The sequence below is a fragment of the Fortiea sp. LEGE XX443 genome, from assembly GCF_015206815.1.
In the GTDB taxonomy this organism is placed as follows: Bacteria; Cyanobacteriota; Cyanobacteriia; order Cyanobacteriales; family Nostocaceae; genus Nostoc_B.
Map to the genome: position 1 here is coordinate 36,201 of NZ_JADEXZ010000004.1, position 22,539 is coordinate 58,739.

Genomic DNA, 22,539 nt, shown 5'->3' on the forward strand with positions numbered 1-22,539 from the left:
CGAACTAAAGAGCTTCAGGTTTTTTGTTTTTTCCAGTATTTATAGCAGTTCTCAATTTGGTTTACAAGGTGATTGCTAAGAGTACAATCCTTGCACGTATGTACAGTTGATTGTTGCAGAAGTTAGGCTTGAGTGAGTGTCTCAACAGAAGCGTAACGCACTCCTCTAAGACTGTGCATGTGGAAATTATTGCGATCGCCTAGTTAACAGATTCTACACTGTCCGCTGCTGACAAAACTTCTGCATCAGCTAACGTCAGTGTAGGATGTTGTGCTAACCACTCAAGAGCGCCTCGACAAACTCGTAGCTAGAAAAAGGACGTAAGTCTTCAATTCCTTCGCCTGCACCAATAAAACGAATCGGTAAACCCAACTGCTGCACCACAGCCAGTGCTACACCTCCCTTGGCTGTGCCGTCTAGCTTGGTTAATACTACACCACTGAGTTGGGCTGCTTGAGAAAATACTTCCGCTTGGCGCAAGCCATTTTGTCCGAGGGTGGCATCTAGTACCAACAAGGATTCGATTTTGGCATTAGGAGCTTTTTTGTCGATAATCCGGCGAACCTTACTCAGTTCATCCATTAAGTTCTTTTTATTTTGCAATCGCCCAGCGGTATCAACTAATAATAATTCTGTCTCTCGTGCTTGGGCGGCGGCGATCGCATCAAATACCACGGCGGCTGGGTCTGTATTTTTACCGGGGTTGGCAATTACTTCTACGCCGCTTCTGGTTCCCCAAACCTTCACCTGTTCTACAGCCGCCGCCCGGAAAGTATCTGCTGCACCAATCAAGCATTTATAGCCAGATTTTTGAGCTAAATGAGCAATTTTACCGATAGTTGTAGTTTTACCCGCACCATTTACACCAGTAATTAACCAAATATTTAAATTGTCTTTTTCTGGGGCAAAGCTAGGTTTGTCAGATTTACGAATTGGCTCATCTAACATATCCCGCAGAATTTTTTTTAAGTAAGCGATCGCTTCTTCTGGGGGAGTAATTTCTTCACGCAGTTGTTTCTGTAAAGCACTGATGATATGGTCTGTGGCTTCTACACCCACATCGGCTTGTAAAAGTACAGATTCAATTTCTGCTACAGCCGCTTGGTTAAGTGGCCCTTGTCCAACAATTGCTTTAAGTTGGTTGAGAATGCTTCGGCGGGTTTTGTCTAATCCTTGCCGTAACTTTTTCAGCCAAGTTATTTCTTCAATAGAAATATCTTCTGCTCGTCTACCTTGAGCCGCCAACAATTCTGCTGACCAGACAAATCCTTCGTCAAACACCAAATCCGGTATTTCTGTGTCAGTTTCTTGGCTAAGAGTAGCTGGTTGCGCCAACTCCGGTTCTGGTACTTCAATAGCGCTGGCGATCAATCGTTCTTGTTTGGCTTGCCGTTCTGCTGCTGCTCGTTCTAAGAAAGACAAAGCAGCTGGCTCGCCTGGCTCTGTTTCTGTGACTGCAATTTCTGGCTCTGTTGCAGGTAATTCCTCAACAGTTGTCTCTAGTACTTCTGGTGATGGCGTTTCTATAATTGCCGCAGGTTCTTGGTTAGAGGTTATTACCTCTTCCGTTACTGCTGCTAACGTCTCTGAGGCTGTTTCTTCAGGTTCAGACTGTTGTTTTTGCTGAATGTTTTTGTAGGCAGCTTTAGCAAACGCCAACAAGTCTGCTGCCGAGTCTGGTGCAGTTGCTGGGTTTGCATCTGATGTTTCGGTTGCCTCTGATTGGGTTGCTGGTGTTGGAGCCGTTTCTCCCTGTTGGGTTGGAGAGGGGATATTAGAAGAATCGTTATCTTGACGACGAAACCAATTAAAAGCCATTGCCGCTAACGGTGTTAGTTGTGATGTTAAGTTAGGAGTTATGAGTTAGTAAGTTATGAGTTTAATTGAATTTGTTACTCTTCCCTAGGGTGAAAACCTCCGGGATATCCTCACCTCTCAATGTCGAGTACTGGGAGGGGTAATTAATACCCCGCAAGCAACTGACTTCTCCTCACGTTCAACTCACAACTTAGCATTCATAATGGTTACAAATTTAGGATAAAACACTGGTCAATTTTTTTTGTTCTGTGAATCGGCGCAGAACCCCATTGATGAATCGATGACCTTCATCACCGCTGTAGCGTTTGGCAAGCAACACTGCTTCATTAATCGCCACGCTGTTAGGAAGGTTGAAAAACTCCATTTCAGCCACAGCGATACGGAGAATATCGCGGTCAATTTGCGCTAGGCGATTGACTTGCCAATCTACCAAAGCAGCAGCTAGTTGTTCATCGATTAAGATGCGATGTTCATTGACTATTTTGACAATCTGGATGGCATATCTGCCAACTTCTCGGTCTTGATTTGCTAGTTGAATCAATTCGGGGAACTCAACGGCTGCACCCAATTGATTAATAGCAGTTTGAGTGTAAGAGATTGCTTCTTGCAGCATAGTTCTCGCGGTATTCATGTCTGAAGCACGAGTTTGGCTGGTTAAGAGGCGATCGTTACTGCGTTGGAGTTCAGCAGCAGCATTGTCTAGGGTATCTTGAACTTCTGCTCTGAGGGTACGCACAGTTGCTAACACTAATTTGGGCAGATGTTCTTCGGTTAATTTTTTAGGGTTTACAGGTAGCTGGCTAAGACTTAACAGCGCCAGTTCGCGAGCGATTTGTTGAGGTTTGCGGTCTTGCATGGAAGTGAGTGCTTAAGCACTAAATTGGGGGTTAAAAGTTAATTGATTTTGGCAGAGCCAGACATTCATAATATCTATTTACTTGTGTCTTTGCCGGATAGATTTTATATTTCTTCGGTGGAAATTACTGAACGCTTTGTGTCTCTGGTTGAAGTTGCCAAATTTTGTTCTTGAGCCAGAATTAGGGGAGGTAGGGGCGTATTTGGGGCAAAAATCCCACCAGAGACTATGACCTTAAAGGCATCTTCTATGGACATTGAGAGGTTAATTACCTCATCCTCTGGTACTACTGCATACCATCCTGTTGTTGGGTTGGGAGCGGTGGGAATGAAAACGCTCAACATTGGATGAGACATCTTGGATTGAATCTCACTACCGATCGCACCTGTAACAAAAGCGATCGCCCAAATTCCTTTTCTGGGATACTCTACTAAAACTACACCGCGAAACTTGCCATTAGAATCTTTGAGTATTGTTTCTAAAAGCTGTTTCAGGGTTGTATATACTTGTCCCGCTAAGGGAATTGCCTGTAATACTCGCTCACCAACATCGAGCAACCACCGCCCAGCAATATTTCGAGCCATTAACCCAATTAAGAGAATACTTAACAGTGGTACGGCTAAACCCACTGCCAAATTCAGTATGTTTACTAATATCGGATGTAGCCCATCAAAAGGATTTAGTTGTTTGGGTATTTTGGTGAGAAAGTTGATTACCCAAGTGGCGATCGTAATCGTTAGCCAGATAGTTGTTGCCAACGGAATCACCACTAACAATCCAGCTATCAGGTCATTTTTTAAGTCCTGCTTTAGGCGATCGATTCCCAAACCCCGTTTCTCCTTTTTTAGCTTAGTGAAATTCTGATGATCGGAATTCATCCCAACATATATTTCAGATGGGGAAAGCCGTACTTATGACATTTTTGACCATAAGCTATTGTCCGAAAAGGTAACAGACCGCCTGTTGCCTTAATAGTAGGCTGTTGCTGCTGGAAAAGTATTTATTTTCAACCAAACTGGTTGACAGTTGTTCCATCTGCGAGGATGTTACTTTTCTTTGTACAGCGTGTAAATGATTGTTGCAATTATTTTAATTATTACTGATCCTACCGCGCTCTATCAAAATCTGCCTATGATTCTCAAAGCTAGACAACACAGCTACAAGATTGCTTTTAATTAGCCCAGAACTAGCCAGTCAGTCAAGGAGACTTTTCTGAAAAACTTTTGTTATAAATTTTAATAAAATTAGGTGACAGAAACTACCAAAGATGAAGTCTGAAATTTCAGACTTCATCATTTGCACTTCCCTCCTCATCCTTCTCCAGCAATCTGTTTAGCTAAGGCTTTGCTTTCCTCAATTTGATATGTTGTGTCTAAACTAGCTGTAGGCAAATACTTCATCTCCCATACTTTCAGCAAAATTAAGTATTCATAAAAAGCCTGCAATGTACACCAAGCCATTCCGGCGCGACCATCTAAGCAGCCACCTAAAAGAAAATACATATATAAAAAGCGTAACAAAGGTCTGGCAGGTAAACGCAAAGACAAGTCTTTTAAGGCACGCCGTCTTTCTACTTCAGTTTTACCCAAAAATAAATCTCGCCAGTCAACTTTGCCATTTTCTAGTTGATGTAGCGTCTCCCTGGCTTCATCTGTGGAATAACGATTGTGTTTTTCAATCCAACGGCTCAAACCCTTGCTACAAGTGTAATGCGGGTAGGTTTCTTTTAAAAAGCTAGTAGCACCGTTGCAAACTTCTCGTTCTGTGTGACCATAATCTGTAAACCAGACCTGACCGTGGCGGAAAAGACGCATTTGGTAACGGGGATATTGGGTACTGTAGCGAATCCACTGATTCATGAACATGACTCGTTCAGCCACGTAGTAGCCAATGTAGTTTGGGTTCCCCATAGCTTGCTCACACTCAGCAAATAGTTCTGGTGTCATCCGCTCATCAGCTTCGAGAATGTAAACCCACTCATGTTTCGGGGAGATAGATTCTAACATCCAAGTCCGTTGACGACCGTGGCTTTCAAAGGCATGTTGGACAACGCGGATGGGATAACGACTGGCAATTTCCACAGTGCGATCGCTACTGCACGAGTCTACAACTATGATGTCATCTGATAGCATTGCCGACTCGATACAAGGTGCAATATCTAGTTCTTCGTTATATGTAAGTATGTAAATTGAGAACATTTGCAGATTTTATAGCAATTTTACTAACTGTTAATTACGAAAAAGTATGAAGTGTGGAGGATAAAATTACCCTTCGGGAAGCCACCCAACGGGTGTCTACATACTTCACACTTCATACTTCATACTTTCCTTACCGTGCAGCTGCTTTACGTCCACTCGTTTGTGGAGCGCCGCCACCTCTTAACCCTGTCCAACCGATAATAATGTAGCCAATAGACAACAAAAGACTGCTCATTCCAATCCGTAATCCAGACTTCCACGCATTGTCTCTAGCTTGTTTTTCAGCATCTTCTTTGCGCTGGCGAATTTGGCTGACTCGTTGAGTGGCTAGTCCTTGAGGATCTGTTTGTTGGGCTATAAATTTGTCCAGTTCTTGAGGATTAGCTTTAAACTTCTTGAGTAAATCTTTTTGTGATTGCGGCAGTTGGGGACTTTCAAGAGCTTGTTTATACTTTTGATCATCTTTCATTAACTCAGAAAACTGCGCTCTTGCTTGGGCGCGGAGTTGTTCTAATTGAGCCTTACCCTGATCAGTATTTAGTTGAGCCTGAAATTGATTTAGCTGGTTTTTCAGTTGGGTTTCTGCCTGATCTGCCTCTTGACTAATTTGATTGATAGTTTGGGCTTTGGCTTGATTGACATTATTCAGGTGCAGAGGGAAAATCAGCAAGAAAATTAGCCCTAAGATACTGGATAGAATAAAAGCTGGGAATCGCAAGTCGATACCGCTTGGGCGATCGCCATCAATAGCACTATCAATCCAATAGCCAATTAACAGGGAACCTAAACCTACCATAGGCACAATACCGCGATCAACTAGGGCAGTTGCTAAGTTGATTTGCCATCCGCGATCGGTGGGTTGAAAGGGTAACAACAAAATTAAAAAGTCCAGCAAAAAGGACAAAATTAAAACTACCCCAATCACTTTGAGCGCGAGAGATGCGTTCCCGGAAGTAAAACGATTAGTCATAATATTTTCCAAACTTATAGTGAATCAGCTTGATTGTCCTATTTAAAGTTACTGGAATATTGTTCCCATAACTTTGTCTGTTCAATAAAACTATGCTCTTATACGGAAAAGGCAAATGTAATACTAGTAGTTACCTGTAGGTTTTAAACTACACCACGGTAGCACTTGTTATCTTGTGTGTCTTCAGAAAATACTTGGTGTTTGAGAATATGAGGTTAGCTGGTATTGCTGCAAAAGACAACTGTTATTTTAAGCTTCTACGTCGCTATTTTCTCTCAATGCAACTTCCTGCTGTAAAAATTCCTCCCAAATTGAAATATCTTCTGGTCGATCAACATCGGCCAAAGCAGGTAAATACACATGTGATACATCAAGTTTTTCCGCAATAGTCACTGTTTGTTGTAATACTTGAGAAGTTCCCCAGTCGATGTTAGCGAATAATTCGGGGATGAGGCGACGCAAACCAATTAAGTAGTAGCCACCATCAAGAGCAGGGCCAAGCACCAATTCAGCAGTTTGCAGTTGTTTGAAAGCTGTCGCCAAAAGTTGGGAAGTCAGTTCAGGGCAGTCGGTACCAATGATAATTACATGTTCGGCACTGTTTTGAAAAGCATCAAACAGCGATCGCTCCATCCGCAAACCTAAATCACCTTCACCTTGAGATTGGTAAAATAAATCCAACCCCAGCCAATCTTCCATTAGTTGCAAACTACCGCCAGCAAACCGCACTTCTACTGATATATCAGCAGCTTTTTGTAATTCTTTAGCTTGCAACGTAGTATGTTCAGTCATCTGCTGTTGCAGATTAGCAGCACCAATACTACCCAAAGCGGGTATCAGTCGAGTTTTCGTCTTCCCTGGTTCTGGATAGCGAGTAAAAATAATCAAGTGCTGTTTTTGAATTTCTGGTAATTTCAGCAAGCAATAACCTTAATTTTTCAACAACTCAAAATATTTTAGTAGCAATATTTATCATTTTCATTAGCTACGGAATTTTCTTTGCCTTTACGCATTGCTCCTAAAATCGTTGAAATATAAACACAGCGCCTAGCTTTCCCGCCTTGATCGCTATAAATAGTTAACTGTCCTAGTGTTTGCAGAGAAGTACTGCTGCACTCATCTCCGATTTGGTAAACTGGACAACCTTGGTAGTTAAATACAATTCGCCACACTTGCTGATTTTGAATAGTCTGTTTTGGCAAAGTCATCTCAGATTTATGTTTAATGTTTAAATCTTGATCAATATGTATACTTGGCGCTAAACTCTGCCATAAATTCTGATTATTTATCACATAGTTAGGGATGAACACACCTGTTTCAGCTTGATGAATTGCCCACTGTACAACGCCATTTTGCTCACGAAAACTTACTTGTTGACTCAATTTATCTTTACTAGCTTGGCTTTGAGCTTGGCGCATAGCAAAATAAACTTTGTCTTGAGCCGCGTTAAGTTTTCTAATTTCAATAAAAGCTAACCAACTGGGTAAAACTATTCCAGATAAAACACCAATAATTAAACCAACTACTAAAATTTCCGGTAGCGTGAAGCCACTACTAGAGTCATTACTTAAGATATTTTTTAACTTTACTCTATAAGATAAATGCACCTGAAAATAGTTATACAATTACTTTGATGATTACTATTAAGAAGATAATAAAGGAAGAGTCTTTGTAGTTTTAGTATCTTCTTTGGTCAGTAGCAATGTAGACAAATTAACTGGAAGAACAACCATTAAAACAATTTTTGATAGTAATTTAACTGTGAAATTACCTCTTTTGAATCTTGAATAGTCATGAATAAAAAATAAGGCTAAAAACTTAGCTGCTACTATACCTTTTTGTCGATTAAATGGCTTTTGCAAAGCCTTACATACTAGATATTTATAGAGATTGGTTAGGCTTAAATTCCAAATATTTTTACTTACTAATGGTCTAGCATAATAAGCACGTTCTAAAACTGCTAAACAAGCTTTTTCTTGTCTAGCAAGATTAGAAGATAGTGAATTAGCGCTAACTCTATATAAAATTTGCACTTCAGGAACACAGATGAAAGCATATTTAGCCGCTAATCTTAACCACATATCCCAATCTTGAGCAGCAACTAGGGATTCATCAAAGCCACCTAATTCAAGTAAAATATCTCGACAAATTAATGGGTTTGAACCATTTTCTAAAAAGTTACTTACTAATAATCTCTCATACACATCTCCATCAACAGTAACATGATTTCCTGCAACTAAAAATTTACCATTCTCACCTATATAATCAGTCCAGCTATAAGCAACTTTTGCATCAACATTATTTTGCAGAGCCTTTAATTGACTTGCCAACTTATGGTGTGTCCAAATATCATCTGCATCCAAAAAACTTACAAATTCTCCAACTGATTTCTGTAGTCCTCGGTTGCGGCTCACATTACCACCAGCATTTTCAAAAGAAAATACTTTGAGGCGAGAGTCTTGAATTTGTGAAACAATATCTAAAGTAGAGTCAGTTGAACCATCGTTAATTACAATTAATTCAAAGTCAGCAAAAGTTTGGTTTAAAACAGAATCTATTGTCGCTTTGATAGTATTTTCACTATTATAAGCAGGTATAATGACAGAAATTCTGGGATAGTTATGACTTATCTCGTTCATGATTTATTTCCATTATCTGCAAATTTATTAGACAAGTGGCATCTTAAAGCATAAAAAGGACTCATCATACTAGCTAGATAAAACTCCATTTCAAAAAGCGTAATTAAGTCATTTCCTAGATGTCCTTTACGCTTCATAAGATGATGCAGAATTCGGCGGATATTCCCCAGAAAAGTTCTGCATAAAATTATGGGTTTCTGCCAAGATTTGGCATTGATTAGGCGAAGTTGAAAAATACATAAACCGCAACCACGAGCCAGTTTTAATAAATAATCTTTTTCAAATCGCCAGTGAGGAATTTGATGATGAACGTGCATCGCGGGATTGTACCAAATTTGCCAACCAGCTTTGTTTATGTATAGAAGTGCTTCTGTGTCATCACCACTAAGCATCAATTTTCCTAGCCTACCTTTGAAAATTAATTTTTGAGGCACACTTTCAATCCATGCTTGTTTACGAACAACCAGCGCAGCACCAGGGGGCAATTTTAAATTATCTGCATCAAATATATATGCTTCTTGCCCATCTTCTCTAACAGCCAAGAAAGCCTGTATTCTTACAAAATTTTCTGGTGGTTCTACCTCAAATTTTCCGTGAATTTGACCACTCCACGCACCAGCTTGAGGATGTTCTTGTCCAAATTGATAAGACTGGAAAACCCAATCAGCTTCAGGCAGATTATCATCGTCTAGAAACGCAATAAATTCACCTCTAGCTTCAGCTACACCACGCGATCGCGCAAAAGCGATTCCTTGTTGCGTCTCAAAAAAATATTTTAAACAACAGTTATTGCTATAGAGTGGCTCGTAATTGCTAAAAACTTCAGCCGTAGAGTCAAAACTGTTATTATCAATAATAATAATTTCCCAATTAATTGTTTCAACGCCTGTTTGGTTGACTAAACATTCCAAAACATTGGGCAGACGTTCAGCACCATTATATGTGGGAATTACAATAGAAACATCTAACCTTGTATTCATTGATTCAGAAGTAGTGATAGTGGATTAATTGCTTGTGTTATTTAAATAGCCTTTTTTCCACAAATAAAAAGGACTAATCAAACTGCTTAAAAATAGCTGCATTTCGCAAGCCGCTACTAAATTATCTTTAAAATTACCTCTGTATTTCAGAAAATGCAAAACTATTTTACGTAAATCGTTGACTAAGTAAACCAAAAATACAAATGGTTTATTGTAATATTTTGTATTTACCATTCTAGTAACATAACGGCTGAGTCCAATACCTTTGAAAAAGGGCATTAGGTAATCTTTTTGTAATCTAGAATTTGGTATTTTGTGATAAATTTCCATGTTTGGGTTATACCAAATTTCCCATCCAGCATTTTGGATGTAAGAAAGCACTTCTAAATCTTCACTGGTTAGCATACTACCAGGAGTTCTACCAGTTAAGATAGTTTTTTGGGGTACACTATTTAACCAAGCTTGTCGCCTAACAACCAGCCCTGCAGAAGGAGGTAGTAATTTATTTTTTGTTTCATAAAGTAGAGGTAGATTACCGCGCTCTGTAATTGCTAGAAAAGGAGCAATACGCTGTTGAAATTCTTCTGATGGCTTTATTTGCCAATCTGGATGAATTTGGCTACCATAAGCCCCAGCTTTAGGGTTTTTTTGAGCAAAAGCATAAGCCTCTGCTACCCAGTTAGATAGTGGGTAGTTGTCATCATCCAGAAAACCTATTAAGTTACCTAAAGCCTCTGCGACTCCACGTTTGCGAGCGTAAGCCGCGCCTTGTTTGGCTTCAAAGACGTACTTCAAAGGATAAAAACATGGCCAATTAGCTTGATAACTTTGCACAACTTCAGCCGTATTATCTGTGCTGTTATTATCTACAACAATAATTTCCCAAGATAAATGTTCAGTATGTAGTTGATTTTGTAGTCGTTCTAAGAGTTCAGGCAAACGACTAGCACCGTTGTATGTGGGAATAGCTACTGTAAAATCAATACTCTCAGTCATTTTGTGAAAGTTATATTTTCTACTAGGGATATGTTGAAAATTTATATTGAAAAAATATTCTGTGCTGTTGAAATTGGATTAATTAGTTACTAGCCGAAAAGTACACCTGAAAAAAGCAAACTGGAGTTGATATTACAATTTTGCTATCAAACTCCAGTCTTATGTACCGTATTTTCATGGATTTTTAGCCGTGATTGACTACAAATTAGATGTATTTAATTACATTGAGAGTCTTTTTCTGTTAGCATTGACCCTAAGATAGTTTTCACAATGACACATCGCTTTGTAGCACTGTTGGGTGTACCAACCACAATTTTTAATCCAGCTGCTTCTCCAGATCCCGTTGGTAGTGTACCAAAGTTTGCATTTGGCAAAGTTCCCATATAGTCAAAGGCAATCGTCTGCGGATTGCTCAAATATGTTGGACTTTGGTTAACTGCTGGGTTAGTAGCGTTAACAGTATTTTTGCTAGAGAGATTAGTTAAAAGTCGTAATTGGTCTGCCTTAATTCCTAAATCTTCTCCTAGATTTTTCCACCTTTTAGAATTAGGTTGATCCTGAATAGTAGATGCTTGCTCAGAATCAGGGTGAATCACAAACTTAGGAGTATTACTTTCAACTTTAAAGCTTACACTGTAGCTGAGTTTTTTCTGTTTTGCTTCTCGCTGTGCTTCTCGTAATGCTGCTAAGACAGCATCATTAGCTTTACCAACTCTTTGTCTGTTCGTAAAACCTAACCAATTAGGAATAGTAATGGCGGCTAAAATTCCTATCATTACAGTCACAACTAGAACTTCTACCAAACTGAAGCCAGCATCATCTTGAATATATTTAGATGCGTAGTTATTTTTAATTGTCTTAAAAAAAATTAAATTTGTCCTGTGCATATTACTTGTTTGATAAATTGGCTAAGGAATTTATAAAGGTTATTTAGTAAATAAAAATCCGCGTCCTTGTACTCGAACACTTGCACTAGGAAAGTAGCTTTTTTGAGAATTTTGATAAGTTAGGTTATTGTTTTGTATCCGAGCAAGTGCATTACCTCTGATGAAAACTTGTGCTAATACTTCGGCAGCATCTACACAGGTATAAAATCCAGTTGTAAGACTACCTACAAGTTTAGGACTGGCGTTTGTACCAGGGCAAACTCCAGCAGTATTAGTGGTAATTGCAGGGCTAGTGGTACTAATGTAATCAACTAAGGTTTCTACACGACTACTGTAATTTTGTGATGAAGTTAACGAAGTCCTCCATTGATTCATTCTTTCTTTAAGCGTAGAACCAGTGATGTTTGGATCAAGTGGTGGAGGACTAAAACCAGTATTGTTGGTAGTGTTAGTATTAGCTGCGTTAACTTGGCCTCGGATTTGAAACCTACCAATCCGTGCTTGCTTAGACCAAGTAGTGTTACTACCATTTGTATTAGTAATTAAATAGTATGCGACCAATGAATAAGCATAGCCGTCATCTCTTGTTGTATCAGTAGGAGAAGTAACACCAACGCTACCAGCCAAAAATTCACGCTTCCAAAAAACTAGTACGGGTGTACAAACAGTTGCGCTGGTACAATTAGGAGCAGTTTTTACTGGTGGTATTTGGTCTTGGATTCCCGACAAAGTGACATCTGTCGTGTTGCGGTTTCTTGTTACTCCATGAGCATCATAGATATAGACTGCTTGCTGTAAGTCGCGTGCAATGTAATCTATTGCTGCTTGCATTTCTTGTTCAGTTGTTGTCTTTGCCTGTTCTTTGCGATCGCCATCTAAAACACCCATCATAAACAACATTAAAGGGGTGATCACAAGCGCCGCTATAACCATAGCTATCAGCAACTCAATCAGTGTAAAACCGTTGCTTTGATCATTGTTTTTGGAATGTTTTAGTTGAGTAATCAGGATAAATTTAAGTGAACTCATCATGTTACGGTTTCCCTTTTGTTCACAAGTAATTAACAATCAACCTTCAATTACAACCACCACTAAAGCGAGCGCAAAGGTCACTATATTTAGGTACAATATCGCTGATATCTGCTGTCATTTCTACTACAGGGGCTGTGCGCTGACCTGTGCCTGCGGTAAAAGTTCTTTGTGTTACCTTGCTTGTAGCTGTATTCTTGAGTAAAGTAGCGCTACTTTTAAACGCATCCGCTCTGTAAACCCTTAGCCCCAAAGTATATCCCGTAATCGCAGGGTTACTATTGCTGTTGTTTGAGTTGTAGCGAAAAGCTTGGACAACCACGTCTGTAAGACTGTTAGTTTCACAGTTGTTAGTGCTATCAAAATCTACACAATACAATGCTGATGTTGTTGGTGTTGTTGGTGCTGTGCAGTAAGAGTTAGAAGCAGAACAGGTGAGAGTTCCTGTAGCTGTGGGTGCAGGGTTATTAGAAAGAGTGTTAGTTCCACTTTCCGGTGGGGCTGCTATTTTTTGAGTGCGGACTGTATCAATGTAAGCTTTAGCTGCTTGGGTTGCCAATTCCACCCGTCGAGATTGTACACGGGTTGCCACTGATAGGGTAATGACTGGAGCGATCGCAGCCAGCAAAATAGTTGCTACAAATATCGCCACCAAAGACTCAACAATAGTAAAACCTCCTTCGTTATGTATGTCAGATATTGCTTTCTTGGCTGCTTCTGTTATTTGTTGTTTCCCTATCATGGCAATTTACCCAATATGTACAAAAAACTGATTTTTAGTCGTTTGGTATGGATGGACAGCCACTTGGGCGATATTCACTGGGAACGGCTGCTGTGTAAGTGACTCCTGATGCTGGTTGACCAGCGCAAAGCAAGGTTTTTACCCAAACATCATCTCGGCCTACTTCTCTAAAAAACTCATTTGGACGACCTGTTGACGGTAAGGTAAATCTTTGAGCAAACAAGTCTGGTTGTTCAGATAACAATCCCACATCAAACCCCCATTGTCTGTCAGGCGGCGAGTAGGAAGGTAAAACACCATCACTGTTCTGAGTGGGGTAATTGTCTAAGGCGTAGTCAAAAAGACTCAAATTATCAGTTGCAGAGGCTATAGTACTTGTTCGAGCATCCAAAATTGGTGCAATGGGTGCTGTCGAATAGGTGCTGCGCTTTAACTGAATAAAACTGCCGCTAATTTTGGCTGTTACGTTTCTCCAGTCTTCCGAGAATCGCACTAAGTTTTGCAAACCTGCTGAAACTTCCTCTGGTCTACTAGGGCTATTACCTAATACAAAGGTTGCATTAAATGTAGTGCCAGTACTGGGAGTGGGGATTTGTAGCCAATTAGCCCTAAAATCATCGCCACCGGCTACTGTCGCTGCATCAGTTCTGACACTAGCTTGGTTAACACCAGCATTACCCGTGGCTCTATGAATTTGCAACACTGGTATCAGGCGCGGCTGACCATCTAAATCTGGAATACCATCATTATCAGCATCAATAGGTGGATAATAGAACAATGGTTTATCACTTGCGTATGTAACAGCAGTTGTTGTTAGATCCCCTGGATTAGTTGTGCTATTAGTTGTTCTAAACCACAAGGCGCTGTCTCCCGTTAGACCATAATTAGTCCCGGCTGTTAAAGTGCCAGCAGCGTAAAGACATCCGTTTTTAGCAAATGTGTTACCAGTGGTGTCAAGAGGACAACCTATCCCCATAGGCTGATAAATACCAGCAGTAGTTTCTACTAGTTGGTTTGTGTCGTTGCGTGCAAAGGCAACTCGACGGGGATAAAGTCTATCTGCTGCTACTAGTGGGCCTGATGGTTTATTTGGTACTGGTAACGGGACTTCGCCACCTGTATCCCCGGCCCCAAGTCTTTGTCTAATATTCCTATTAAAAGTATTGGTAGGAGTAGTGGGGGTAATAAATCCAGTAGACCAACTTAATTCGCTATTAGGTAGATTCAGTATGTTGTCTCCACCAGCTATGTTGGAACCGTAAGCAGTGATGATAGCTTTACCCAGTTGATAAGTTTTAATATCTTTCTCAACTATGGTTTCACCTGGGTCATCTGTATCACCGTCGGAATTTAAATCCCCCCATACGAAAGTATCATCTAAATCACTATCCCCGTTAGTATCAAAACCAACTACCCAATCACTGGGAGTACATTGGTCAATTAACTCCTTACGGCATATCTCCATGACATACATGGGGTAGTCATCAATTCTTCGCTGAATTGGTGTTACACCGTTACGAGCATAAGAACCTGCGTCTGTTTTGGGAAAGCCACTAGTTTGCCACCAGCTTGCATTGGTAGCAAAATAGTTTTCCACAAAACCGTTTTGCAAACGTTTTCGTTTTGTATCGTCTAGAGCAGATATTGTGGCGTAGGTTAAGTTAGAAAAGTCTAGGTTTCCATTAATTGGAATGCCCGTATTATTGTTGAGGTTATAATCGCCATCCCTACGAACACCATCTACATAACCACCAGATAGTAGTGTCATGGAATCGGCAATTAGAGTCGCTGGCCGCCAGTAATCACCTGAATTAGTTGTCGGACAACCACCTCTGTTGCGACGACAAGCAAATCGTGTTTCTGCTGTAGTACGAAGGTAGAAGTTAGTAGCTGGCTCTTTTTCTGTAAATTCTTCCAGTTCTGTAGTACTGGTTAGACTAGGTATATGTAAGTTAAATTCACCCTTAATATATGCAGGTAAATTAGTTACTAAAATCAAACCTTTTTCTTTGGCAAAGTAAGCGTTGTTATCTGTGCTGGTTTTTCGTGCCAAAGTCTTGCCATTGATGAGGCGAATACCATTGGGACGACGTGTGGGGTCAAGCTTAAAATCTGTGGGGCTGAGTAACTCAGATTCAGAAGTTGTGTCACTATCGTCACGTAAAGCATCTTCTCTAGTGGCATAAATAATACCACTGTAAGGTAGTAAATACTCGCTTGTTGCTATAACAGTGCCTCGTAATTCACTTAAATCAATGTCAGTTACGCGAACTTCTAAAGGTTGACGCTGTTCTAAGTCGAGGTCGTAGTTAGTTGATGCGCTGGATGCACTGATCTGTTTTGCTTCCCTTGCATCTAAGAAAGTTGCTTCTTTGATTGCGCCATGAGGAGGTTTGTTAGTTAATGTGGTAGCAAAACCAGCTTCGTTGTTCAGAATTGAAATGGCGCAAAGGGCAGTATCAATTGCTGAATAATGAGACAATTGTAAGCCTGTACTGGGTACTGTAGTACCAGTACCAATCTTATCCAGAGCCTTCTTTAAGGGTTCGTTTGCCAACCGTCCATTGGGGAACTTTAATTTGGCTTGTCGTTCCAGAAGAGTTTTGTTGGTTGTGAATGTGCTTCTGCCTGGGTAAGCATAAACAATGCCATTATTAGATTTACCACCAGCAGCAGCATTCCAAGGCAAATTGACTGTTGTGGGTGTAGCAGGAGGTGGTGGAGTTACAGTTAAACCAGTTTTATTCTTACTTGTGGTCGCATCTGTTGGGTCATAGTAGCTACTTACACAAGCTATTGGTTCTTGGTCAATGCCGTAGTCTACTTTATAGTGATAAACTGCTGTAGCTCGCATGAGTAGATCACCTTTCAAAGTGGGTGATGCTTGGCTAGACATTGGCATGTTATCAGGCCAGACAGGAATAATACCACCAGTAGTAACAACAGGGGCGGGAGGATTAGGTAGAAAAGAATACGTTGAGCGATTGTAGGAAGCACCTGTTGTTGTGCCATCAAGATTAGGGCTATCAACGTATATTCCTGCACCTGTGACGATTCTGACACCGCCTACACTATCTAAATCGTTGATGGGATTTTCTGCTGCTTTTTCTTCCCAAAAACCATTGCGGTCTGAAATACCTAAATCTGCGATCGCTTGAATCTGAGTATTACGCCATCTTTTTTGATTTTGCGCCGGATCTGGAGAAGGCGGTTCATTCCAGTTGATGCCATTACCAGAACTATTTTTTACAAAATCTTTACCGTCTGAGCCAACGTATTGGCCGTTGAGTAACCATCTTGCTGGTAGATTGTTACCAACAAAGGTGCGATCGCCTAAATAAAGCTGAGTACCTTTTTGCTTCTGAAAGGTGGGATAAGTTGCAGATAATCTAGTTTCATTCAGGGTAATAGTAGTACCAGTTAATTGATTACTACTGTTGATTGGTTCTCTCCAGGTTGCTTGCGGAGTTAAGCTGGCATTAATAGCTGTATAGGTACTAGCCGCTTCCGCAAAAGGTACTCGTCTTGTCCGATTCCGCAGATAAATCTCTACCTCGTCAGAAAGGACATTTTTAGCTGTATCCGCAGCATCACCAGTTTTTACTTTAGCCGCCACATTTCTTTTCACGTCATCTGGGTATCCACTGGCGTTAACAGCGGTTACTACAGCATTAGCAGTAGTAGCACTCTGACAAGCTGTACATGCAGCCAGTCCACTTATCTTCATTTGAGCAATGCGTTGATTGTATGCTGTGTCGTTAAATCCGATTTGTGAACCACCATTACTGCTTGTAGATTTTTCAGTACTACTAATTTGTGATGCAACGGGTGTTGTTCCAAATCCTCGATAAAGGTCAACGGTGACACTACTTTGATTTGTCGTCTGGTTAACGTTTCCCGTACCTACATTACCGCCAACACTAATTAGTCCATTTTCTTGGTTATAAAAGCAGGATGTTTGACTACTAACTTGCCGCAAAACGAGGCTACCTGTACCTCTTCCTACTAATAAGTTGCCATTTGTGTGAATTCTGCCATTCAGTAATAAATCTGTAGAACCGACGATAATTTCTAAATCATTTTCAAACCAAACAGCATTATTTGCTAGAGGAACACGACTGCGGTCTTGTTGAAATTCTAATGCGGCAACACTTTTGTTACCTTTGTATGGTTCGTATTGACTTTGGTTAGTAGTTATGGCGTTATATGCTGCTTGAGTTATCGGCACATTCACGGTGTAGACAAAAAAGCTTTTACCAAGATTACCGCTTTGAAGTTGATACCAACTGGAGTTACCTACCAATGTTGAAAAACCAGCAGCATTGCTACACTGGGTATTTGTCAAAGCATTATCCATCGGTGGAGTTCTGGCTTCTAAACCGTTTCTTTTACGATTAAACTGCCCCGTGGAGGCGTTTCTGGTGGGTGTACGGAAATAAATTCCATAAAGAGTAAAAGTATCTTTTTTGCCGTTGTTATCTGTGTCAACAGCATATTTCCAAGCACTTTTTAAAGTTTCATCATTCTCTAATGTAGTGCTAGTTTGAATGCCAGATGTACCATTAAAATCCTCAGCTAGTTTCAGCCGAATCTCATCACCTAGACTATACTTATTTTTTGTCAAAGCATCATATAAGGCACTATCAGAGGGTGTTCCTCGTGGTAGTGTTGGGTCTTCAAGTAAAGCATCTATTTTAGCTCTAGCACGGTCAATAGCTGGAGTGGCAGCGTTGAGAACCACCTCGTTAACTCGCACATTACTAGCATTTTTAGAACGATCAAAAGACCTAAATAAAATTGCAGTTGTTAACAAAACAACTACCAGTGCTACCATTGCTACTGTCGGCAATACAAAACCGGCATTAACAGAACTGCGTCTTCTTTTACTAAGAAATAAAGTTCGTAGAAGCCAATTAATTTGCTTTTTAACTCTAAATAAAGAATACTTTCTAATTTGTTTGGAGAAGATTTTTATTATCTTGACTAGCTGGCGTTTTAAAGACATAAATGCTTTCCTGTCAAGTAGTTTGTTGCGGTTGGATTTTTTTCAATTGTGAAATTTATCTGTTGAGTGAATCTACAAGCAAAACAAAAATTTTATTGATGTTAATTTTTAATCTGTTTAACTAACTCCTCAATGCAGTAAAACACCAGAAAATCATTTTTAAGTTATATCATTACTCAAGTTTTTAGTTTTTCCGGAAAATACGGATTTTTGGGAATTATTCAATTTATTGCTGATGTGGGATAAAACACTGATGCTTCACACTAACTTTATAGAAATGTATGGCATCTGAAGGCAAATTTATGAAGATAAGTTTGGCCAGATAAAGTTAGATTACCCACCGGCAAAAGAAAACATGTCAAGTAGATAAAAAAAGCTCAATTAATTAAAAACCTCCCCAAAATGAGGAGGTTCATAGAACCAATATTTTTATCTAATTCAAGGTGAGTTCGACAAACCTCATCCCCTAACTCTCTCTAAAAGACGAAAAGTTGGGAGAGAGGCTACTACTGCTATTGTCAAATTCACTGTGCTTTAGGGATTTAGTAATGATTCAGGTTAATACCTGCTTCTTTAGCCATTGCTTCTAAACCTTTGACTTCTAAGGTTTTAATGGCTTTGGTAGATAGCTTCAGTTTCACCCAGCGATTTCCACCTTGCCACCAAACGCGCTTACTTTGGAGGTTGGCCTGTTGAAGACGTTTTGTACGACGATGAGAGTGAGAAATTGCAAAGGCGTTATTTGCCTTTTTACCAGTTAGTTCACAGCGACGAGACATAGCTAATTTTGATTTGAATACAGCCTTTCTATTTTAGGGCTTAGGAAACAGATCAGGGAGAGTTAGCTGCTAATACAGTTCAGGCTATGGGTTAGGTTTTCTCATCTGTAGAGACGTTGCAGCGCAACGTCTCTACAAAGGTTATTTACTAGCTTGTTCTGTGAGCTTTGTCAGTACTTCATTTGAGCGCTCGACAAAAGATTTCATTCCTTCAGCGTCAAACCCTTTCTGTGACATCAGAGCCAAATCATAAACGTGCTGACAAATTAAGTTGACTAGCTGACCGGTAGGTGACTCTGTGCCATCTTGAATAATACTGCCTTGGCTGAGAGTTGCTAGATTTTGAATTAGAGGATGGACAGTATTCACCAGCAATATATGGTCTTCGGGGAACTCTGCACTTTGCTGCTGCATCATGGCGTTCATTTCTCGCAGGCGGCGGAGAATCTCTGGTAGCAGAACCATTGCAGGGGGTGTACCTTGGGGGTCTTCGGATTTCAAGGCTTCGGTGCGAATGTTAACTTTGGGTTTGTTGAGAGCTTTTTCAAATAGCTCTTTGATGACTTCACTCTTAGTTTTGTTGGTTTTGGGGTCAACTATTTCGCCAGCTTTATCTTGTTCCAGCAGGGTATTATCTAAGTCTGAGTCTACACGAGTAAATTTGACATCGTTATATTCCCGCTCTAGGAAGTTGATGAAGTGGGTGTCGATGAAGGAGTCCATAAACAGGACTTCCAAGCCTTGATTTTTGTGTAGTTCTATGTATGTGGATTGGCTGGCTTCATCGGTGCTGTAGAAAACGCGGTTCTCGTGGCGTTCTTTGTTGCGTTCTAAGTATTCTTTGATGGTAGTGTAGGGTGAACTGCTGGATGTCGTAGGGATGACATCTTGCCAAGCATCCCCTTCTTGGGATTGTACTTCAACTGCGGGAGTTTCAGCAGCTTTTTGGGCGAAGTCGGCGGTGCTGCGGAAAACGATGATATCTTCAACTTGTTTTTTGAATTTTTCGTCGTTGAGAGCGCCAAATTTGACGAAAGTGCCGAGATCCTTCCAAGTATTAATGTACTGCTCGCGGTCGTCGCGGTAAAGTTCTTTGAGGCGATCGCCTACTTTCTTCGCTATATAATCGCCGATTTTGCGGACGGTGCGATCGCCTTGTAAGGCACTACGTGATACGTTCAAAGGAATATCACTACTATCAATTACACCCCGCATGGGTGTGAGGAATTGGGGTATGATTTCTTCGCAATTGTCGCTGACAAAAACTTGATTGCAGAATAATTTAATTTGCCCTTTAGTTACATCCACATCTGGGCGCATTTTCGGGAAATACAGAATGCCGTTGATAATAAAGGGATAATCTGTGTTCAGATGTACCCACAGCAACGGTTCTTCGTGGAAAGGATACAGATAGCGATAAAACTCTAAATAATCTTCTTTGGTTAAACTACTGGGAGACTCTCGCCAAGGTGCTTGTTGTCTATTTAATACTTCACCATCCAGTTTAATAGGTACTGGCATGAAGTCGCAGTATGTCTTGACTAAATTTTGAATTCGTGCTGATTCTAAATATTCTTCCTCATCTGACATCAGAGTGAGGGTGATGGTAGTACCACGAGTGGTGCGGGGAGACTCTTCTAAAGTAAATTCTGGCGAACCATCACAACTCCAATGAACTGCTTGCGCTCCTTCTTTATAAGATAGGGTATCGATTTCTACCTTTTGCGCCACCATAAAAGAAGAGTAGAAACCTAAACCAAAGTGACCGATAATTGGTTGGTCTGCTTTTCCTTGATATTTGTGGATAAATTCTTCCGCACTAGAAAAAGCAACTTGGTTAATATATTTTTTGACTTCCTCTGCTGTCATCCCAATACCGTTATCGGTAATGGAAAGAGTCTTTCTATCTTTGTCAATGGCAAGTTGAATTTCTGGTTCGTCGATGTCGCCATTGTATTCTCCGGCGCGGGATACCATTTTTAGCTTTTGGATAGCGTCTACAGCATTGGAGACTAGTTCCCGCAGGAAGATTTGATGATCTGAGTAGAGGGACTTCTTGATAATCGGGAAAATATTTTCAGTATGTATACTGATAGTGCCTTGTTCTAGCATGGTTTGTAATTTTGGATGATAGTATCTGAAATTTTATGCTTGTGGCGCATACACCTTGGTCTACTGCACTTAGGGGTAAATCCAGATAGTACAGCCAGCCATGATACCAATTAGGATTTTAAAAGCATACCTTAAGCGATGTCTACGACGGGCTGCGCCTACGCTCCTTATTTCAGGATTGTTTCCCCTCAAGGTATGATTCGGATGTCCCTACCTTTCAGAAAGTACTGTTAGGATAGCCCGTGCTGAGTGAATAATGTTAATTATTGCTGGTAGTTTTTTCCAAGACTAAAAAGTAGTGGTATGGATTCATCGGTTCGATAAATTCTTGTTTAACAGTCAAACCAGCATTGGTAATTGAGTTTAAAATCCGTTTTTTGGGATAGTCTTTTAAGCCTACTTCCCAATAATGCTGATTAGATACAGGTTTATTACTCCAGAATTTGGGAATTTTGAGTGATAAATATCTTGATCTTGGTATATCAGAAAGCCTAAATTGCATTGCTAAATATATACTGTTATGTGGTAGCGAAATTACTAAATATTTCTTGGTAGATTCTGCAAGTTTTTTCAAAGCTTGTTCTGACTGTTCATAAGGTAAGTGTTCTAAAACTTGAAACAGTACAATTGCATCAAATTTGTCTTTTGGTAATGCAAAATCTGTTGCTAAGTCTAAAGTTATATCTGGGTTGAGATCAGGGTCAATATCTGCTGTATTTACTTCATAGCCATTGCGCTTGAGAATATCTGTTAATAATGAATTGTAAATTCCAATTTCTAAAACATTTTTAACTTTATTACCGAGGGAAAATATCAAGCGCAGCTGATGATGATAACTTATGAATCTGTCTTTTGATAAATACTCTGATTTTTTCAGGTCTAATGATGTGATTAGCTGCATAAAAATTACCTGCCTAACCTAGTTTTGGGGAGTATCCGATTCAAGTTTTCCCGCAAAATGACTTTAAGTAACAGTCTAAGACAGAAATCGCTATTCACTTGTGACTCAACTAAGATATATTACATAAACAAGTGGTAAAATTACGTTAGCTTTCTTTATAGAAGTTAAACTTAACTGCACAAATTTTCGTTCATTCGTTGTTCTAGCAAATCGAGTAACCCATCCACATCTTTACCAAGTTGCTCAAAACAATCAGACGGTGCTTGTTCTGGTGTGAACTGAATTAACTTCACCTCACCCTTGCCAATACCAATCATCAACACTTCCACTTCTGGCTGATGATGTTCAATAATTCCCAAAATTTCTTGCAGGCGATTTTCGACGTTACTATTTAATTTTTCTATTGCTTCTTTGGGACAATAAACAAAATGTGGTGTTGGCTGTAAATCTATGCCGATAGTACCCTGACTGTTGCCATTTTGTAACCATAATCCCCAAGATAACGCCGCCAATTCTTGTTGATTAGTTTTCACAAATTTATTCAACTGGCTACGCCACTTACTATCTCCCGATTCCGACTGGGTACTACCAAACATCATGATTAATTCGTAATTTGTAATTTGTAAT

At 40.1% G+C, this 22,539-nt stretch carries 18 protein-coding genes; all 18 read right to left on the reverse strand.

The window, feature by feature from the left end; genetic code table 11:
* Window positions 1–273: 273 nt before the first annotated feature.
* The gene (ftsY, locus tag IQ259_RS02935; protein WP_193880599.1) at window positions 274–1,818 is read right to left on the reverse strand and encodes a signal recognition particle-docking protein FtsY; all 1,545 of its coding nucleotides are present in this window, start codon (window positions 1,816–1,818) and stop codon (window positions 274–276) included.
* Between the two features lie 214 nt (window positions 1,819–2,032).
* Window positions 2,033–2,674 carry a transcription antitermination factor NusB gene (gene nusB / locus IQ259_RS02940; protein WP_193880602.1) on the reverse strand — a complete coding sequence of 214 codons (642 nt, stop codon included), beginning with the start codon at window positions 2,672–2,674 and terminating at the stop codon, window positions 2,033–2,035.
* Window positions 2,675–2,778: 104 nt separating this feature from the next.
* Window positions 2,779–3,552: a DUF502 domain-containing protein gene (locus IQ259_RS02945; protein WP_193880605.1), complete on the reverse strand. Its 774-nt coding sequence runs from the start codon at window positions 3,550–3,552 to the stop codon at window positions 2,779–2,781.
* Window positions 3,553–3,984: 432 nt separating this feature from the next.
* Window positions 3,985–4,872: a glycosyltransferase family 2 protein gene (locus IQ259_RS02950; RefSeq protein WP_193880608.1), complete on the reverse strand. Its 888-nt coding sequence runs from the start codon at window positions 4,870–4,872 to the stop codon at window positions 3,985–3,987.
* Between the two features lie 130 nt (window positions 4,873–5,002).
* Window positions 5,003–5,842, reverse strand: coding sequence for an HpsJ family protein (locus IQ259_RS02955; RefSeq protein WP_193880609.1), 840 nt, complete (start codon window positions 5,840–5,842; stop codon window positions 5,003–5,005).
* A 249-nt stretch (window positions 5,843–6,091) separates the two neighbouring features.
* Entirely contained in the window at window positions 6,092–6,763 is a 672-nt protein-coding gene (locus IQ259_RS02960; protein WP_193880613.1) for a TIGR04282 family arsenosugar biosynthesis glycosyltransferase, read from the reverse strand.
* Window positions 6,764–6,798: 35 nt separating this feature from the next.
* The gene (locus IQ259_RS02965; protein WP_228014330.1) at window positions 6,799–7,467 is read right to left on the reverse strand and encodes a Tfp pilus assembly protein FimT/FimU; all 669 of its coding nucleotides are present in this window, start codon (window positions 7,465–7,467) and stop codon (window positions 6,799–6,801) included.
* An 18-nt stretch (window positions 7,468–7,485) separates the two neighbouring features.
* Entirely contained in the window at window positions 7,486–8,481 is a 996-nt protein-coding gene (locus IQ259_RS02970; RefSeq protein ID WP_193880619.1) for a glycosyltransferase, read from the reverse strand.
* Window positions 8,478–9,461, reverse strand: a complete 984-nt coding sequence (gene hpsE / locus IQ259_RS02975) for a hormogonium polysaccharide biosynthesis glycosyltransferase HpsE (RefSeq protein ID WP_193880622.1) — start codon at window positions 9,459–9,461, stop codon at window positions 8,478–8,480. Before hpsE (IQ259_RS02975) ends, IQ259_RS02970 begins: the two co-directional genes overlap by 4 nt.
* A 24-nt stretch (window positions 9,462–9,485) precedes the next feature.
* Entirely contained in the window at window positions 9,486–10,457 is a 972-nt protein-coding gene (hpsE, locus tag IQ259_RS02980) for a hormogonium polysaccharide biosynthesis glycosyltransferase HpsE (protein ID WP_193880625.1), read from the reverse strand.
* Window positions 10,458–10,672: 215 nt separating this feature from the next.
* Complete coding sequence (locus IQ259_RS02985; RefSeq protein ID WP_193880628.1) at window positions 10,673–11,344, reverse strand: Tfp pilus assembly protein FimT/FimU; 672 nt, start codon at window positions 11,342–11,344, stop codon at window positions 10,673–10,675.
* A gap of 39 nt (window positions 11,345–11,383) precedes the next feature.
* Window positions 11,384–12,373 (reverse strand): hormogonium polysaccharide secretion pseudopilin HpsC, encoded by a 990-nt coding sequence (gene hpsC / locus IQ259_RS02990; protein WP_193880878.1) that lies wholly within the window; start codon window positions 12,371–12,373, stop codon window positions 11,384–11,386.
* Between the two features lie 46 nt (window positions 12,374–12,419).
* Window positions 12,420–13,115, reverse strand: coding sequence for a hormogonium polysaccharide secretion pseudopilin HpsB (gene hpsB, locus IQ259_RS02995; protein WP_193880630.1), 696 nt, complete (start codon window positions 13,113–13,115; stop codon window positions 12,420–12,422).
* A gap of 34 nt (window positions 13,116–13,149) precedes the next feature.
* On the reverse strand, window positions 13,150–18,120 hold the full coding sequence (gene hpsA / locus IQ259_RS03000) for a hormogonium polysaccharide biosynthesis protein HpsA (protein WP_193880632.1): 4,971 nt from the start codon (window positions 18,118–18,120) through the stop codon (window positions 13,150–13,152).
* 542 nt (window positions 18,121–18,662) lie between these two features.
* Window positions 18,663–18,899: a 50S ribosomal protein L28 gene (rpmB, locus tag IQ259_RS03005; RefSeq protein WP_193880633.1), complete on the reverse strand. Its 237-nt coding sequence runs from the start codon at window positions 18,897–18,899 to the stop codon at window positions 18,663–18,665.
* Window positions 18,900–19,040: 141 nt separating this feature from the next.
* On the reverse strand, window positions 19,041–21,011 hold the full coding sequence (gene htpG, locus IQ259_RS03010; RefSeq protein ID WP_193880635.1) for a molecular chaperone HtpG: 1,971 nt from the start codon (window positions 21,009–21,011) through the stop codon (window positions 19,041–19,043).
* A gap of 259 nt (window positions 21,012–21,270) precedes the next feature.
* Window positions 21,271–21,912 (reverse strand): bifunctional 2-polyprenyl-6-hydroxyphenol methylase/3-demethylubiquinol 3-O-methyltransferase UbiG, encoded by a 642-nt coding sequence (locus IQ259_RS03015; protein ID WP_193880637.1) that lies wholly within the window; start codon window positions 21,910–21,912, stop codon window positions 21,271–21,273.
* Between the two features lie 170 nt (window positions 21,913–22,082).
* Window positions 22,083–22,511 carry a hypothetical protein gene (locus IQ259_RS03020; RefSeq protein WP_193880639.1) on the reverse strand — a complete coding sequence of 143 codons (429 nt, stop codon included), beginning with the start codon at window positions 22,509–22,511 and terminating at the stop codon, window positions 22,083–22,085.
* Window positions 22,512–22,539: the final 28 nt, after the last annotated feature.